Source organism: Streptomyces sp. NPDC037083, from assembly GCF_055606485.1.
This window is the reverse complement of sequence record NZ_JBVJSQ010000006.1, coordinates 118283-134959: the sequence shown is the minus strand read 5'-3', so window position 1 is coordinate 134959 and position 16677 is coordinate 118283. Positions and strand designations below refer to the sequence as shown.

The following is a 16677-nucleotide window of genomic DNA, read 5'->3' as shown; positions in this document are numbered from 1 at the left end:
TCGTGGCCCCGATCACGTTGGGCGTGACCACTGGACGGCATACCGACCGGTCGGCATCATGGGGCGAGTCCTGTTCACCCGTCCCGCCCACAGGAGCGACGCATGAGCCCCGACCACCCGCCCGGACTCGACCTCGACCGGCTGCGCGCCCTACTGGAGCGCGAGCGGCCCGGCCTGGTCAACGGCCCTCTCACCGGCCGACTGATCGAGGGCGGTCGGTCCAACCTCACCTACGCGGTCTCCGACGGCGAGGCGAAGTGGGTCGTGCGGCGGCCCCCGCTCGGGCACGTCCTGGCCACCGCGCACGACATGCGGCGCGAGCACCGGGTGATCAGCGCGCTCCACCCGACGAGCGTGCCGGTGCCGCGCCCGGTGCTGCTGTGCGAGGACCCCGACAACGGGGCGGCGCCCGGGGCGCCCTTCTACGTCATGGAGTTCGTCGAGGGGACCCCGTACCGGACGGCCGACGAGCTCGTCCCGCTCGGCGAGCAGCGCACCCGGGACGCGGTGCTGTCGCTGGTCGACACCCTGGTGGAACTGCACGCGGTGGACCCCGCCGGCGTGGGCCTGGCCGACTTCGGCCGCCCCGAGGGCTTCCTCGACCGGCAGCTGCGCCGCTGGGGCAAGCAGCTGGACGCCTCCCGCAGCCGCGACCTGTCCGGGGTCGACGAGTTGCACGCGGCGCTCGGCCGCGAGCTCCCGCACTCCCCCGCGCCGGCGGTCGTGCACGGCGACTACCGGCTCGACAACGTCCTGATCGGACCGGACGACACCATCAGGGCCATCCTCGACTGGGAGATGTCGACGCTCGGCGACCCGCTGACCGACCTGGGCCTGCTGGTGATGTACAGCGTGCCGCTGAAGCTGCCGAACTCGCCGATCTCCACGACGGCGTCCGCCCCCGGGCACCCGTCGCCCGCCGAGCTGATCGAGCGCTACGCCACTCGCTCGGGACGGGACGTCTCGGCGGTCTCCTGGTACACGGCGTTCGCCTGGTTCAAGCTCGCAGTGATCCTGGAGGGCATCCACTACCGCTACACCCTGGGCCAGACGGTCGGGCGCGGCTTCGACCGCATCGGGGAGCTCGTCCCCGTCTTCATCGAGCACGGACTGACCACTCTGCAGGAAGGCTGACCGGCATGGACTTCTCCTTCGACGCCCGCACCGAGGAGCTGCGCGCCAAGCTGCTCGCCTTCATGGACGAGTACGTGTACCCGGCGGAGGCCGTCGCCGAGGAGCAGCGCGCGCTGCTGGCGTCGCCGTGGGACACCCCGGCCGTGGTCGAGGACCTGAAGGCGGAGGCGCGCAGGCAGGGCCTGTGGAACCTCTTCCTGCCCGACGCCGAGCACGGCGCGGGTCTGACGAACCTCCAGTACGCGCCCCTGGCCGAGATCACGGGCCGTTCCCCGCAGCTGGCGCCGACGGCCCTGAACTGCGCCGCCCCGGACACCGGGAACATGGAGGTGCTCGCGCAGTTCGGCGACGAGCAGCAGAAGAAGCAGTGGCTGGAGCCGTTGCTGGCGGGCGAGATCCGGTCGGCGTTCGCGATGACCGAGCCGGAGGTGGCCTCCTCCGACGCCACGAACATCACCACGCTCATCGAGCGGGACGGCGACGAGTACCTCGTCACGGGCCGCAAGTGGTACATCTCGGGGGCGATGAACCCGGACTGCAGGATCTTCATCGTGATGGGCAAGACGGACCCGGACGGGACCGACATCCGCCGCCAGCAGTCCATGGTGCTCGTGCCGCGCGACACGCCCGGTGTCACCGTCAAGCGCGCCATGAAGGTCTTCGGCTACGAGGACCACTCGCACGGAGGGCACGCCGAGGTGGTCTTCGACCACGCGCGGGTGCCGGTGACGAACCTGGTCGGCGAGGAGGGCGGCGGCTTCGCCATCGCCCAGGCCCGGCTCGGCCCCGGCCGCATCCACCACTGCATGCGGCTGATCGGCATGGCGGAGCGGGCGATCGAGCTGATGTGCCGCCGGGCCGTCTCACGCGACGCCTTCGGCAAGGCGCTGGCGCAGCAGGGCGTGGTCCACAACTGGATCGCGGACGCGCGTGTGACGGTCGAGCAGCTGCGGCTGCTGGTGCTGAAGACCGCCTGGATGATGGACACGGTCGGCAACCGGGGCGCCCACACGGAGATCCAGGCCATCAAGATCGCCACGCCCCGCGCGGTCGTCGACATCATCGACCGGGCCATCCAGCTGCACGGCGCGGGCGGTGTGAGCCAGGACTTCCCGCTGGCCGAGCTGTACGCCGGGGCGCGCACGCTGATGATCGCCGACGGGCCGGACGAGGTGCACCAGCGGTCACTGGCGCGGCGCGAGCTGAAGAAGTACCTCTAGCCGTCCGGTGAGGGGCGGTCGCCTCGGGCGACCGCCCCTCACGTGTGCGCTCTTACGGCCGCAGGGCCCGCAGCAGCAGATCGGCCAGGTGGTCGGCGACCTCCTGCGGCCCCATCGGCCCGTCCGGCCGGTACCAGGTGGACAGGTGGTGCACGGACCCGAAGTGGTAGTCCACGACGAGGTCGGCCGGGGTCGCCGTGGAGAAGACGCCGGCCTGCTGGCCCTCCTCGACGAGCGCGCGGAAGCGCTCGTGGTAGCGCCGCCGTTCGGCGCGGACCTGCTTGTTCTTCTCCGGGCTCAGGTGGTGCATCGAGCGGAAGAAGATCATCGCGTCGTCGAGGTTCTCGATGGTCGTGACGACGACGTCCGCCGCCGCGCCCCGCAGCCGCTTCTCGATCGGCTCGTCGGCGTTGGCGAAGGCGTCCAGACGCTCCTGCTGGACGCGCAGCACGCGCGCGTACACCTCGTGCAGAAGGTCGTCCTTGGAGCCGAAGTAGTGGTACAGCGCCCCCTTGGTGACGCCGGCCGCCTCGACGATCTCCTGCACCGAGGTTCGGTCGTAGCCCTGCTCGGCGAAGAGCCGGGTGGCGGCGGCCAGCAGCCGCTGGGGCACCGGCGTCCCGTCGCCGTCCGTCGTCCTGGGCACTGCCGCCACCTGCCTTCTTGCTCGATGCGTCACTGGCCGTCGTGTGTGCGGGAACGCAGTTCCCGACGGAGAATCTTCCCACTCGCCGTCTTCGGCAGGTCGGGCAGGATCTCCACCTGACGCGGGTACTTGTAGGCCGCCAGTCTGTCCTTGCAGTAGGCGGCGAGCGTATCGGCATCCGCGTCGGCGCCGGGACGCAGGCTGATGTACGCCTTGACGGTCTCGCCGCGGTAGCCGTCCGGCACCCCGACGACGGCCGCCTCGCGCACCGCCGGGTGCGTGTACAGCACGTCCTCGACCTCGCGCGGCCAGACCTTGAAGCCGGACGCGTTGATCATGTCCTTCTTGCGGTCGACGACGTACAGCCAGCCCAGTTCGTCCATGAACCCGATGTCCCCGGTGCGCAGTTCGCCGTCGGGGAAGGTCTCGGCGGTCGCCTCGGGCCGTCGCCAGTACCCGGGCACGACCTGCGGCCCCCGTACGACGATCTCGCCCTGCTCGCCGAAGGGCACCTCCGCGCCCCGGTCGTCGACGATGCGCACGACCGTGTCGGGGCCGGGCAGCCCGACGGCGAGGGTCCCGGAGGCCGGGTCGACGGGGGCCTCCAGGTGCGGCGGGACGGAGGCGCAGGGCGCGGTGCACTCGGTGAGCCCGTAGCCGTTGCGGATGTAGGGCCCGAAGCCGGCCCGGAACTTCTCCACCAGGGCCGGCGGCACCGGCGCGCCGCCGGAGGAGATGGTCGCGAAGGACGCGAAGTGGTCCCGGGTGCAGGAGGGGTGGGCGGCCAGCGCCATGAACGCGGTGGACGGGCCGACCGTGTAGTGCGGCCTGTGCTCGGTGAACGCGTCCAGCACGACGCCCGCCTCGAAGCGGTACGTCAGCACGAGCGTGCCCGCGCTGTCGAGACAGGCGGCGAGCTGGCAGACCATCCCGGTGATGTGGAACAGGGGCGCGAGCGCGTAGTAGACGGGCGCCTCGGGCAGGTGCAGCCCGGTGCGCTGCCGCTCGGCGTTGAACATGATGTTGCCGTGCGTGTTGGTGGCGCCCTTGGGGGCCCCGCTCGTGCCCGAGGTGTAGCTGATCAGGGCGATGCCGGCGGGGGTGAGGTCGCGGCCCTCGGGCGCCTTGTGGCCCGCGCGGGCGACGGCGGTGAGGTCGTCGGCGTCGGGCGGCTGCGGGAGCCGTTCGAAGGTGAGCACGCGCGCGTCGTCGCGGGTCTGGAAGTCCAGTTCGCAGCCGGTGAGCACGATCCGCACCGGCGAGCCGGCCGTCGTGTCCCGCAGATACGTCTCCCAGGCGCGGTCGGAGCAGATCAGCGCGGCGACCTCGCCGTCCCGCAGGACGTGGGAGACCTCCCCCGACTTGTACATCGGGTTCACCGGGACGACCGTCGCGCCCGCCTTCCACGCGCCGAGCAGGGCGAGCACGAAGAGCGGGGAGTTCTGCAGCAGGACGGCGACCCGGTCGCCGGCCGCGAGGCCGCGGGCGGCGAGGTGGCCGGCGACGGAGTCGCTGAGCTCGTCGACCTCGCGGTAGCTGAGCCGGCCGTCGAAGTAGGCGAGGCAGGTGCGGTCGGGGGCCTCGGCGACGGACCTGCGGAAGGCGTGCACGAGGGAGTCGGCGGGCTCGATCGGGGCGCGCTGACGGTCGTCGAGGAGGGCCAGCCAGGGCTTGGCGGCGTAGCGGGAGGCGGGCTCGGTCATTCGGCGCTCTCCCACTTCCGCTGGAGGTGGTTCATGTTGGTCAGCCATTGGTCGGGGTCGCCGGCGCGCACCTGGTAGTACCCGGCGACCTCGGGGTGCGGCAGGATCAGGAAGCGGTCCTCAGCGATGCCCTTGAACAGGGCGTCCGCCACGTCCTGCGGGTCGATCGCGGTGGGCTTGAGCACCAGGTCGCCCGCGCTGCCGGTGGCGTCCAGCATGTCGGTGCGCACCCCCTGGGGGCAGATCGCGTGGACCTTGATCCCGCGGTGGCGGTAGGTCAGCGACAGCCACTCGGCGAACGCGTACGCGCCGTGCTTGGTGACGCTGTAGGGGGCGGCGCCGATCATGGTGAGCAGTCCGGCGGCGGAGACGGTGGAGACGAACCGGCCGCGGCCGCGCTCCAGCCAGTCCGGCAGCAGCGCGTGGGCCGCGCGGACGTGGGCCATCACGTTGACGTCCCAGGCGAGCGCCCAGACGGCCTCGTCGGCCGCCTCCGAGCCGCCCGAGGCGACTCCGGCGTTGGCGCAGTACACGTCGACTGCGCCGCCGAGGGCCTCGCGGGCCCGGTCCACGATCGCCGAGGCGTCGCCCGGCACCGCGATGCCGCCGATCTCGGCGGCCACCGCCTCGGCCCGTCCGGCGTCCAGGTCGTTGACGACGACCCGGGCTCCCTCGGCGGCGAAGCGGCGGGCCAGCGCGGCCCCGATGCCGCCTCCCGCTCCGGTGACGACCACTCCGGCATTCTGCACGGCTTCCACCCTCGGTCTCCTTCGACGCGACTGCGGCACGAATCGGCTCGAACGTCAGACTAACCAGTCGGTATGTTGTGGCGGAAGGGTTGCTCCGGATTGACGGCCGGTTCGGTTCGTACCCTGTCACACGGTCCCGCGCTAGCGTTCCCGGGCATGACGGTGTCGAGACGGACCCTGCTCGCGACCCCGGCCGTGCTGGCGGTCCCGGCCGCGCCGGCGCCGGCCGAGCCCGGGCGGCGCCCGCTGCGGACCGGCTTCGAGCGCCTCGCCTCCGACGGCTACGCCCTCCTCGCCGGCGAGCGGGTGGGCGTCGTCACCAACCCCACCGGCGTCACCCGGGACGCCCGCCACATCGTCGACGTCATGCACGCGGACGAGCGGGTGGACCTGGTCGCCGTGTTCGGCCCCGAGCACGGCTTCCGGGGCACCGCGCAGGCCGGTGGGTCCGAGGGCCGGCACGACGACCCGGCGACCGGCCTGCCCGTCCACGACACCTACCTCAAGAGCGGACAGGCGCTCGCCGACGTCTTCACCGACTCCGGCGTCGACACGGTCGTCTTCGACGTCCAGGACGTGGGGGCCCGCTTCTACACGTACATCTGGACGCTGTACGACTGCATGGCGGCCGCCCGGCTGGCCGGGAAGCGGTTCGTGGTGCTGGACCGGCCGAACCCGGTGACCGGGCGGGCGGCCCGGGGGCCCGTCCTGCGGCGGGAGTTCGCGAGCTTCGTCGGCCGGCAGCCGATCGCGCAGGCGCACGGGATGACGGTGGCGGAGCTGGCGCTGCTGTTCGACCGGGAGTTCCTGGACTCCGCGGTGGCGCCGGACGTCGTGCCGATGAGCGGGTGGCGGCGGACGGACTGGTTCGACGACTGCGGGCTGCCGTGGGTGCCGCCGAGCCCCAACATGCCGACGGCCGACACGGCCCTGGTGTACTCCGGGACCTGTCTCTTCGAGGGGACGAACCTGTCGGAGGGGCGGGGCACCACCCGGCCCTTCGAGCTGCTCGGCGCGGAGGGGATCGACGGGCGGTGGGCGGCCGCGGCGAACGAACTCGGGCTGCCGGGCGTGCGGTTCAGGGAGGCCTGGTTCGCGCCCGCCTTCTCCAAGTTCCAGGGCAGGACCGTCGGCGGGATGCAGATCCATGTGCACGACCGGGACGCCTACGACCCCGTGCGCACCGGCGTGGCGCTCCTGGTGAGCGCCCGACGGGTGTGGAGCGGCTTCGCCTGGCGCCCGGACCACTGGATCGACCGGCTGACCGGTTCGGCGCGGCTGCGCACACAGATCGACGCGGGGGCCGGCGTCGAGGACGTGGTCGCGGGGTGGACGCGGGAGCTGGCGGCGTTCCGGCGCACGCGACGGGACTGTCTTCTGTACGGATGAGCCGTGACGTATGGCCAATCGCCGCCGCCGGCAGGACGATGCGCGCACCGGGCGCACCGCTGCGGGGGACGAGGGGGCTTGTCATGGCGGATCCTGCGATGAGCGTGACTCCCTACTGGGAGCTGTGCTTCGACGCCGACGGGGACGTCGACGGCGGGCGGCGCGACCGGCTGCTGACCGGGGCGAGGCGGCGCGGGGTGCGGGATCTGATCGTCTTCTCGCACGGCTGGAACAGCGACCGCTCCGGCGCGACCCGGCTCTACAGCCGCTTCTTCGCGCCGATCCCCGCGCTCGCCCCGGCCGCGAGGATCGGTTACGTGGGCGTGGTGTGGCCTTCGATGCGCTTCTCGGACGAGCCGGTCCCCGACTTCCCGCGGTCCGTGGCGGCCTCGGCGACCCGGCGGCCGGCGCTGGACGCGGACACCCGGCATGCCCTCCTGGAGACCTTCCCCGGCCGGGCCGTCGTGGTCGACCAGATCGCGCGGCTGCTGGAGCAGCGGCCGCCCGAGGAGGCGGAGCTTGAGGAGTTCGGGCGGCTGGTGCGGTCGCTGGTGGACGTGGTGCCGCCGGGGCCGCAGGCGCTGTTCGCGGCGGACACCCTGGCGGAGGGGGTGCCGCAGGACGAACCGGCGATGTTCGCCGGGCCGACGGCGACGGCGTGCGAGGAGTTCGCGCGGGCGCTGGCGGGCCTCGAACCGGCCTCGGGGGCGGCGGAGTTCGCGCTGCCCAACCCGTGGGACGGGGCGCACGAGCTGCTGCGGCAGGCGACGTACTACGCGATGAAGCGGCGCGCGGGGACGGTCGGCGAGCGCGGACTCGGCCCGTTCGTCGGCCGGCTGGCGGCCGTGGCGCCCGGCGTGCGGGTGCATCTGGTGGGGCACAGCTTCGGCGGGCGGCTGGTGTCGTTCGCGCTGCGGGGCCTGCCCGAGGGGGTGCGCACGGTGAAGTCGGTGACGCTGCTCCAGGGAGCCTTCTCGCACTACGCGTTCGCGTCGCGACTGCCGCACGACACGCGCGCGGGCGGTGTGCTGCAGGGTCAGCAGAACCGGATCGACGGTCCCCTGGTGTGCTGTCACTCCTCCTTCGACGCGGCGCTCGGCACGATGTACCCGCTGGCCTCCCGGATGGCGGGCGACGCGCGCGGGGCGGCCGGGGAGTTCGGCGTGGGCCGTGTGCTGGGCGCCAAGTGGGGTGCGATGGGGCACGGCGGGGTGCAGGCGGTGCCGGGCACGCGCGCGTGCACGCTCGCCGAGGCGCTGGCCGGGGGGCTGCCGGCGTCGGGCTGTGTGAACGTGGACGCGGCCGCCGTGGTCCGGCGCGGCGGCGCGCCGGCCGGGGCGCACAACGACATCGTGCACCCCGAACTGGCGCGGGTGGTGCTGGCGGCGGGCCGCATCCGCTGACCCGCCGCCGCTGCTCAGTCGTCCGGCGGGGCGCCGTCCGACCGGGCCGACCCGGTCACCGGTGCGAGGTGAACTCCACCACCTGCTGGAAGGTGGGCCGGTTCTGCCAGCTGATGTTGCCGTGCTTGATGCCGCCCAGGGTGCGCTGGACGATCGAGTCGGCGCACCACTGGTTGCCCGCGGCGCACAGGGTGTCGCCCGGGTAGACCTGGGCCGCGGTCCTGCCGGCCGCCGTCTTCAGGGTGCTGATCAGGACATCCCGGCAGCCGCTGAGGGTGCCGCCGCCGCAGTACTTCTGCGTCAGGCCGCCCTGCACCGACTCGCCGAGCACGGCCCGTACGTCCTTGTCGACATAGCTCCACCAGCCGTACTGGAAGGAGCTTCCGGCGTGCGCCCCGGTCGGGCCGTGGGCGGCCGACGGGGACTCGTCGACGGGCAGGTTGGCGGTGAACGCGGTGAACAGTTCGGCGCCCAGGCCGGGTTCGAACTCGGCCTTCACCAGCAGCGGCCACCAGGCGTCCAGGATGCGGATCGCGTCGGCGTCGGCGTACGTCTTCGAGCCCGCCGAGGTCTCGGTGCGTTTCCCGCCGGCCGTGAGCCAGGTCTGGAGCTTGGTCACGGCGGCCGCGGCCGTGGAGTCGGTGACCGTGGAGCTGTTGATCACCTTCAGCAGGTCGGGCAGCACGTCCTCGGCGCGCAGGTCGGCGAGCGCCGCGTCGGCCATCGCCTTCGTCAGGGAGGCGCGCGTGACGCCGCCCGCCGCGACCAGCTTCTTCACCCGGTCCTCGAGCAGGTTGCCGCGGTGCACGGAGCCGTCGCCCCAGGAGGCCGTGGCGTAGTCCTTGGCCTGCTTGTTGTTCCAGGAGATGTAGTAGTCCTGGTCGACGGAGTTGGGGTGCGCCGAGGCCGGGGTGTACTCGGCCGTGTTGGTGGCCGGGGTCCAGTTCTTCCACTCGTACGCCGTCTGCGCCCACACCGGGAACTCGGCGTCGACGCCGCTCGCGCGCACCGGGTTGTCGCCGCTGTTGTAGTAGGCGGTGCGGGTGGAGTCGGCGTAGAACCAGTTGAAGGTGTAGTTGATGTGCTGCACCGCGCTCTGGAAGCTCTGCGGGCTCTTGACGTAGTCCGGGTCGTTCAGCATCTGGAAGCCGATGATCGAGTCGGCCTCGTGCATGAAGGACGAGCGCAGGGTCGTGTAGGCGACCTTCTTGCCGCCGACGGTCGCGCGGTACTCCACGGGACCGTACTTGGTGCGGTACACCCGCATCGTGTACGAACCGGCGGCCGTCCCGTCGGCGGTGGTGGGCTTCCAGGCGTTCTTCTGCTCCACCACGTCCATGGCCGTGCAGGTGCCGTGGTACAGGTAGTGGTAGTCGTCCTGGCAGAGTTCGACCGCGTAGGTGTCGATGATGTCCTGGCCGGAGGTCGTGGCGCTCCAGGCGTAGTCCTGGCCGCGGCCGAGCTCCACGTACATGCTCAGACCCGCGAAGGAGGCGCCGCGGGCGCTGATGCCGGGGCCCTGGATCTCCTGGAGCATGAGCAGCTGGGGCGCGAAGTAGCCGGTCTGGGGGCCGAAGACGGCGATCGGGTGACCGCTGGAGGTGGCCTTGCCGCTGACGACGAGGGCGTTGGACATGCCGCGCCTGGCAGAGCCGAGAGCGGACGCGGTGGCCGCCTCGGCGGTGGCGGAGGCGCTCTGGTCGCCGCCGGTGCCGGTGGCGTCGTGGACCAGCGGCTGCGTGGTCACCGAGCCGTCGTCGGGGAGCGCCGCGCCCTGCGGGTTCGCGGGCTTCCCGGCGTACGGGAAGCTCTCGCCGTTGTGGACGGTGAGGACGGCCTCGGGGTCGTTGCGCTCGCGGAAGGCCTCCCACACCTGGGTGCCCTGCTGTACGCCGTACTGTTCCTGCGCGGCGAGCAGCGACAGGGCGTTGTTGACCTCGCCGCCGCCGCCGGATCCGAAGAGCGCGCCGATGACCGAGGCCAGCGCCACCAGGTCGGTGATCTTGAAGTGGTCGATGGTGCCGGCGTTGGTGATTGAGTCCTTGTGGCCGGTCAGGACGTATTCACCGGGGAAGTAGCGGCCGCTGTCGGATGCGTCGATGTAGGCGTTGACGCCGGCCAGGTAGGCGTTGGCATCGGCGAGTGCCTGCTGGCCGCGTGCGCCGTTGTTCGCCACGGCGTTGTCGATCTGAGCCTGGAGGTCCGCCTCGGTGTACGGAGCATTGCGCCAGAACTGCTGCTCGAGACCCTGGTTGGAGGGGTCGCCGCCCGCGAAGGCCGTGAGCTGGCCACGACCGACATGACGGAAGACGTCCATGAGCCACAGCCGGTCCTGGGCGGCCGCGTACCCGGCGCCGAACTCGGTGCCGTACCGGGTGGTGCCGGTGATGTGCGGGACGCCCGTCTTCTTGTCGCGGACGATCGTCACGTCGCTGCGGCCCGCGGGTTTCAGGGTGGAGGCGACCTGATCGGAGGCGACGCCGAACGACGCGTCGTTGAAGAACGTGTTGATCGTCGCGTTGGTGAGCGTCGGGTAGCCCTTGGCGAGGTTGGCGTAAGGGCCCAGTTGGTCCTCGGCGTGCTCGGGCTGGGTCCCGAAGGCCTGATTGAGCAGGATCTGGGCAAGAGTGGCGTTGCCGTTCTCGCCGGGCGGCAGGATGTCGGAACACTGGCCGCCGCAGTAGTCGTTCGGGGCTGTGACCTCGGCGGCCGCCGCCACTTGGGAAAGTGGCGACAAAAGACCGGCGATCAGGGCGCATACGGAGGCGGTCTTCAGGAACCCGGGGAATCTGCCGGGAGTTCTCAGTCTGTCGAGAGTGTTGCGTGGGGTTCGCCGTGGCATCGGCTGCTCCTAGCGACGGGGGTGGCCGGAAGGTTACCGCCGGTATCCCCGGGATTGAAGATGAACATGCGTCAAGTTTTCGGCTTGTGGAGGTCATCGGAGATCGGATGGAGCCGAATCGCGTGTCGATACGTCTATTCGACGACGTCCGTACGACGACGCCGAAGTGACCGAAGTACAGGTGCAGATGTGACGGAGGTGCAAGGCGATGGCCGGTTTCCGGAGTCTGGCGAGACAGGTGCGAGACCCGCGGTGCGATCTGGCGCTGCGGCGGTACTCACTGCGCAAGTGCCTTGAGCGGTTCGCCCCCTACGGACACAGGGCGACCTGGGACCACCTGTGCTCCCGGGCCGGGTTCGGCCCGGAGGACCGCTCCCCGGATCCGGCGCGGCTCGTGGCCGCGTTGGACGAGCTGGAGGAGGCCCGGGCGGTATGGCTGGCCTACGAGGTCGAGTTCGCCGAGCGTCGCAGGAAGGAGAAGCACGACGGACTGCGCCGGCCCGGCAGCGTGGACGACTGGCACCGGCTGACCTGGGGCGGGTTCGGCGTCGCCTGGTGCGACGACCCGCGGCTCCACCCCCGTGAGCCGCTGGCCGAGGTGCTGCGCAAGCTGATCGCCGCCCTGGAACGCGAACCGGGCTCCAGCTGTCCGGTGTGCGGCGGCGAGCGGCTGCCCTGGAAGTACGAACTGGACCACGAGCCGTCGGCGGGTCCGGTCTGTGCGGACTGCGGGATTCTCGTACCGCGCCCCGTCCTCACGCCCGAGGCCCTGGCGTACGCGAGGCGCGGACGGCTGCTGGTGTCGGCCTGAGAGCACGGCGGGGGTGCGCCGGGGATGCCGCACCCCCTGTTCTGCCTGCTCCGCCCGCGCTGCCGTTGGCGACCGTCGCCACCGCTGCGCCACCGCTGACTACCGGGGACTCCGCGGACTCCGCGGACTCCGCGAGTGTTCCACCCGTTCCGCCCGTTGTCGGTGGCGGGTGCCACCATCGGGGCATGGTGCAGGTCTGTCTGAACGGAACACGCGGGGCGGCGGACGGCGCGGTCGTGCCGCTGACGCCCGACGCCCTGGCCGAGTCCGCGGCCGAGGCCGTGGCGGCGGGGGCCACGGACATCCATGTCCACCCCAGGACGCCGTGCGGACGGGACTCGGTGGCGCCGCGGGTCGTCGCGGCGACCCTAGAGGCGATACGGGCGCGGGTGGCGGTGCCGGTCGGCGTCACCACGGGCGCCTGGGCGGAGCCGGACCCCGCCTCCCGGCTCGCCCAGGTGCGCGCCTGGACGGTGCTGCCCGACCACGCCTCGGTCAACTGGCACGAGCCGGGCGCGGAGGAACTGGCCGCCGCCCTGGTCGAGATGGGCGTCGGCGTGGAGGCCGGCATCTGGTCGGGGACGGACGCAGCGGCACGGTTCGCGGTCTCACCGCTCGGCCCGAAGGTGCTGCGGGTGCTCGCGGAGGTGACGGACACCTCCCCGGACACCGCCGGGACGAGCGCCCGCGCTCTCCTGGCCGAGCTCGGTCCCGCGTTCGGCCGCCCCGTCCTGCTGCACGGCGAGGACGGGGGCGCATGGCCGGTGCTGCGGCTGGCGGGGCGGCTCGGACTGGCCACCCGGATGGGCCTGGAGGACACCCTGTGGCTGCCGGGCGGGGAACGGGCCGCGTCCAACGCCCAGTTGGTGGCGCAGGTGCCGGCCCAGTACGGATGAGCCCGGGGGCGGACCTTCCGGCGTTCGGGAGGAGCGCGTAGCGGGGCGCCGCGCCCGCTCCTTGTGGGGCGCCCGGCCGGGCTGCCGGACTGCGGGGCTGCCGGACCGCGGGGCTGCCGGACTGCCGAACGACCGCGGGGCCGCTCGCGCGGTCGTGGCGATCCGTGGCGTCGTCGTCCACGCCGCCGCCGTCCCGGCACGGGTTCGCGGTCCCGATCGGAACGGGGTCGCGGTCGTGATGTCGTGGTCGGCCGGTCGTGGCGCGCGTCGGCGCATCGAGGGCGCGGGCGCGCGCAGCGGTGAAGTGGCCTCCGCCGACGGGGACTTCGACGCTAGCTGTTGCGGGGCAGGACCTTGTTGACGCCGTCGGAGGTCCTGATGGTGCGGGCGTGCTTGAGGTACGGGCCAGTGAGGGTGGTTTCAATGTGCAGCACGCCTTCGATGTCGGCCAGCGTGGAGCGTACGTAGGTGTACAGGTCGTGGATGGTCGTGGTGGCGACCGCCGCGTAGAGGTTGGTCGGCCCGGTGACGGCGGCGACGAACGTGGTTGGCTCGTGCTGCGCGAGCGCGGCCCCGGCGTCGTGGAGGTGTCCGGGACTGACATCCAGGTACAGGGTCGCGCCGATGGGGCGGGCCAGCTGGAGTGGGTCGAGGTCCCGGTCGAGACGGATCGCCCCGGAAGCCAGGAGGGTTTCGAGGCGTCGTCGTACCGTCGATTCGGCCTGTCCTGTCGCGGCAGCGAGGCGGGTGGAGGACTGTCTCGCGTCCTGACTGAGCGCCTTGAGCAGGGCATGGTCCCTGGCTGTCAACTGAGGGGCACCCTCGTGCGGTTCGTTCTCGCGCGGCTCGTCGGTGCGGATCCGGTTGCGCTGCTCATCATTGAGCTGGTCGGGGAAACCTTCCCAGTCGGCATGGCCGGGTGTGCGGAAGTGGTGGAGCACCTCATACGCCGTGACCTTGGTGACCCTTCCCGTCCTGGGGAGCTGTTCGAGGAGCAGGTGGTCGCGTTGGTGCGTGGAAGCGGCGCGTACTCCGCAGAGGATTTCCCCGCCGGCTCCTGCCGTTCTGATCCATGAAACATCGTCGCGGCGGACCAGTGCGTCGGCCAGGCGCGTGCCGGATCCGGGATGGACGTGCAGTCTCAACAGCTGGCCGTTGTCGTCGTCTCGTGGTGAGGGCATGGCTACCACGCGGACGACGCCGCGGTCGACCAAGGCGCGATAGCGCCGGGAGACCGTATGTTCGTTCGCGTCCAAGATGGCGGCGAGCTGGCGGAACGCGATCCGCCCATTCACTCCCAGGGCGTGCAGGATCTGACGGTCGAGCCGGTCCATGGGCACGCCTCCTTGAGTATCATCGCGTGATACAGGCCCAGCCATGCTAGTTCCGCTCAAGTCAGACCGATTGACAGGCCATAGCGCTCGGATCCCGCCGACCCTGAGCGCATGACTACGGACAGCGACATCAGTTGCACAGCGGCTCCCGTCGCCCGCGATGCCCGGAGACGGTGGGCCGCTTTGGGCGGGCTTCTGATCGCCGAGGCGATGAACCTGCTGGATGCGAGTATCACGACCGTCGCCGCGCCGGTGATCCGGAACAGCCTCGGTGGACCACCATCGAGCATTCAATGGATCGCCGCGGCCTACGCCCTCCCCTTCGCCATTGCGCTGATCCCCGGTGGCCGCCTGGGTGACATCCTCGGACGTCGCCGGGTGTTCGTGGCCGCCATGCTCGGCTTCCTCGTCGCGTCCGTCACCTGCGCAGCCGCGCCGAGTATGGCCGTGCTGCTGCTGGCGCGCGGTGCCCAGGGCGTGTTCGCAGGGCTCGTCATTCCCCAGACAATCGGGCTCATCAAGGCGTCATTCCACGGTCGGGCACTCGGCAGGGCCCTGGGCCTGATGGGCCCCGTGATGGGCCTGACTGCGGTGGCCGGTCCGGTGCTCGGCGGTGTGCTGACCCACGCCGACCTCGCCGGACTGTCCTGGCGCAGCGTTTTCCTGGTCAACGTGCCCCTCGGAGCCATCGTCCTGGCCAGCGCGTGCTTCCTGGTCGAGGACCGGGCGGCACGCAGGCCCGGTCTTGACGTGGTGGGGGTCCTGCTGAGCGCGGCCGTCGCCGCCGCGATCACCGTGCCCGTGATCAACGAGTCGATGTCGCTGCGTCTGAAGACGCTCACCGCTGTCGCGGCACTCGCCGGAGCCATCGCGCTGATCGCCCATGTGCGACGGCTCAGCAAGAACGGGCGAGACCCCGTCGTCGAACCCAGCCTCTTTCGCGATCGGGGGTTCCCCGCGGCGCTCGCGACGAGCACCGTGTACTTCGCCGTCTCCACCGGATCGGTGTTCACGGTTGTCCTCTACGTGCAAGACGGTCTGCACCGCTCGGTGCTGACAGCGAGCCTGACCGTGCTGCCGTTCTCCCTCGGGCTCGCCCTCGCTTCGCTGGTCGCGGGCCAGGCGCTGCTGCCCAGGGTGGGGCCCGCGCTCATGCTCCCCGGCATCGGCATCCTGGCAGTCGGTTGCCTCGGCGGCACCGTCGCAGCCTGCGTGGCCGCACCCATGCTGCCGTCCTTGTGGGTTCCGACCTCGCTGGCCGTGGCCGGACTCGGCGGCGGGCTCCTGACGGTGCCGTTCTTCACCACGGCGCTCTCCCGGGTCAAGCCGCACGAGACCGGGTCGGCCGCCGGTCTGCTCAACAGCGTCCAACAGCTGGGCGGAACACTCGGCGTCGCACTCCTCGGCAGGGCCTACTTGAACCACGCCGACACCCCGGACCAGGCGCTCGCTCTCGTCTTCGCCGCCTGCCTCGGGCTGGTGCTCCTCCTCGCCCTCACCGCAACGGGCATGCCGCGGTCCCAGCCCACGGAGAACGCGCGATGACACACCGCAATGCGCCGCTGACAGCCCAGGGCAGGCGACCCTTGGTGGAGCGCTGCCGGACCAGCCCGATCGCGCATGTAGCCGCGGAGATGGGGATCTCTCGGGCGTGCGCGTCGAAGTGGGTCAACCGGTGGCGGCGGCAGGGCGAGCTCGGCTTGCTGGACCAGTCTTCGGCCCCGCACACCAGCCCGAACGCAACCCCGCCCGAGGTCATCACTCAGATCGAGACCTGGCGCCGCGACCACAAGTGGTCCGCCCAACGGATCACCCACGGGTTGATCGAGACCGGGTTCAGCATCAACTGCCGTACCGTCACCCGGCACCTGGCGTGGCATGGGCTCAGTCACCGCCGGAACCTCGACCCTTCCGGTGAGTCCAACCGAGAAGCGCGCAAGATCACCGCCCGCCGGCCCGGGCACATGGTGCACCTGGACGTGAAGAAGGTCGGACGGATCCCTGACGGCGGCGGCTGGCGCGTCCACGGCCGCGACTCCGACCAGGCAAAGACCGCCGGCGCAAAGCGCGGCTACGTCTACCTGCACTCGATAGTCGACGGCCTCTCCCGACTTGCCTATACCGAGCCGCTCAATGATGAGAAGGGCAGGACCGCAGCCGCATTCCTGGCCCGTGCCAAGGTGTGGTTCGCCGCACACGGCATCAACCACATCCACCGCGTCGTCACCGACAACGGAGCCTGCTACCGCTCCGCGACTTCGCCCGCGTCGTCGGCAACCGGTCCCGCCACAAGCGGACCAAGCCCTACACCCCGCGCCGTAACGGAAAAGTGGAGCGCTATCAGCGGATCCTGACCGAAGAGGTTCTCTACGCGCGCGAGTTCACCAACGAGGACGAACGCTCAGCCGCGATCAGCGTATGGAACATTCACCACAACTACCACCGCCCACACAGCGCGGCGGGCGGCCGACCCCCAGCGTCCCGACTCAAGACCGGTGTCACCAACGTCCGGTCCTCACAAAGCTAGCAGCCGCTAATCGGGTCGCTCCA

The 16677-nt window shown here is 71.5% G+C and carries 12 protein-coding genes and 1 pseudogene; 8 read left to right on the top strand and 5 right to left on the bottom strand.

What is annotated here, in order from left to right:
* Positions 1 to 102 precede the first annotated feature (102 nt).
* Positions 103 to 1134, top strand: coding sequence for a phosphotransferase family protein (locus ACZ7DE_RS18060; protein ID WP_470762274.1), 1032 nt, complete (start codon positions 103 to 105; stop codon positions 1132 to 1134).
* A gap of 5 nt (positions 1135 to 1139) precedes the next feature.
* A complete protein-coding gene (locus ACZ7DE_RS18055; RefSeq protein ID WP_470762273.1) occupies positions 1140 to 2354 on the top strand; it encodes an acyl-CoA dehydrogenase family protein in 1215 nt (404 codons plus the stop codon).
* Positions 2355 to 2406: 52 nt separating this feature from the next.
* On the opposite strand, the gene ACZ7DE_RS18050 is transcribed toward ACZ7DE_RS18055, so the two are convergent.
* From ACZ7DE_RS18050 to ACZ7DE_RS18040, 3 genes are read right to left on the bottom strand one after another with little or no spacing between them, the layout of a single operon-like run.
* Positions 2407 to 3000 carry a TetR/AcrR family transcriptional regulator gene (locus ACZ7DE_RS18050; RefSeq protein ID WP_470762272.1) on the bottom strand — a complete coding sequence of 198 codons (594 nt, stop codon included), beginning with the start codon at positions 2998 to 3000 and terminating at the stop codon, positions 2407 to 2409.
* Positions 3001 to 3029: 29 nt separating this feature from the next.
* Complete coding sequence (locus ACZ7DE_RS18045) at positions 3030 to 4703, bottom strand: class I adenylate-forming enzyme family protein (RefSeq protein ID WP_470762271.1); 1674 nt, start codon at positions 4701 to 4703, stop codon at positions 3030 to 3032.
* A complete protein-coding gene (locus ACZ7DE_RS18040; protein WP_470762270.1) occupies positions 4700 to 5461 on the bottom strand; it encodes an SDR family oxidoreductase in 762 nt (253 codons plus the stop codon). Before ACZ7DE_RS18040 ends, ACZ7DE_RS18045 begins: the two co-directional genes overlap by 4 nt.
* 147 nt (positions 5462 to 5608) lie before the next feature.
* On the opposite strand from ACZ7DE_RS18040, the gene ACZ7DE_RS18035 reads away from it, so the two are divergent.
* On the top strand, positions 5609 to 6841 hold the full coding sequence (locus ACZ7DE_RS18035; protein WP_470762268.1) for an exo-beta-N-acetylmuramidase NamZ family protein: 1233 nt from the start codon (positions 5609 to 5611) through the stop codon (positions 6839 to 6841).
* A gap of 83 nt (positions 6842 to 6924) precedes the next feature.
* Positions 6925 to 8244, top strand: a complete 1320-nt coding sequence (locus ACZ7DE_RS18030; RefSeq protein ID WP_470762266.1) for a serine-threonine protein kinase — start codon at positions 6925 to 6927, stop codon at positions 8242 to 8244.
* Positions 8245 to 8299: 55 nt separating this feature from the next.
* On the opposite strand, the gene ACZ7DE_RS18025 is transcribed toward ACZ7DE_RS18030, so the two are convergent.
* Positions 8300 to 11086, bottom strand: coding sequence for a penicillin acylase family protein (locus ACZ7DE_RS18025; RefSeq protein ID WP_470762264.1), 2787 nt, complete (start codon positions 11084 to 11086; stop codon positions 8300 to 8302).
* Between the two features lie 208 nt (positions 11087 to 11294).
* Here ACZ7DE_RS18025 and ACZ7DE_RS18020 point away from each other — a divergent pair, with 208 nt between their 5' ends.
* Positions 11295 to 11897 (top strand): hypothetical protein, encoded by a 603-nt coding sequence (locus ACZ7DE_RS18020; protein WP_470762262.1) that lies wholly within the window; start codon positions 11295 to 11297, stop codon positions 11895 to 11897.
* Positions 11898 to 12082: 185 nt separating this feature from the next.
* Positions 12083 to 12793, top strand: a complete 711-nt coding sequence (locus tag ACZ7DE_RS18015; RefSeq protein ID WP_470762260.1) for a 3-keto-5-aminohexanoate cleavage protein — start codon at positions 12083 to 12085, stop codon at positions 12791 to 12793.
* A gap of 332 nt (positions 12794 to 13125) precedes the next feature.
* Here ACZ7DE_RS18015 and ACZ7DE_RS18010 read toward each other — a convergent pair whose 3' ends face one another.
* On the bottom strand, positions 13126 to 14127 hold the full coding sequence (locus ACZ7DE_RS18010; RefSeq protein ID WP_470762258.1) for an Lrp/AsnC family transcriptional regulator: 1002 nt from the start codon (positions 14125 to 14127) through the stop codon (positions 13126 to 13128).
* A 111-nt stretch (positions 14128 to 14238) separates the two neighbouring features.
* On the opposite strand from ACZ7DE_RS18010, the gene ACZ7DE_RS18005 reads away from it, so the two are divergent.
* Both ACZ7DE_RS18005 and ACZ7DE_RS18000 read left to right on the top strand, forming a co-directional pair.
* Positions 14239 to 15672 (top strand): MFS transporter, encoded by a 1434-nt coding sequence (locus ACZ7DE_RS18005; protein ID WP_470762257.1) that lies wholly within the window; start codon positions 14239 to 14241, stop codon positions 15670 to 15672.
* A pseudogene (locus tag ACZ7DE_RS18000) lies at positions 15669 to 16654 on the top strand (IS481 family transposase). The gene ACZ7DE_RS18005 and the pseudogene ACZ7DE_RS18000 overlap by 4 nt, the downstream one beginning before the upstream one ends.
* The last annotated feature ends 23 nt before the right edge of the window (positions 16655 to 16677 follow it).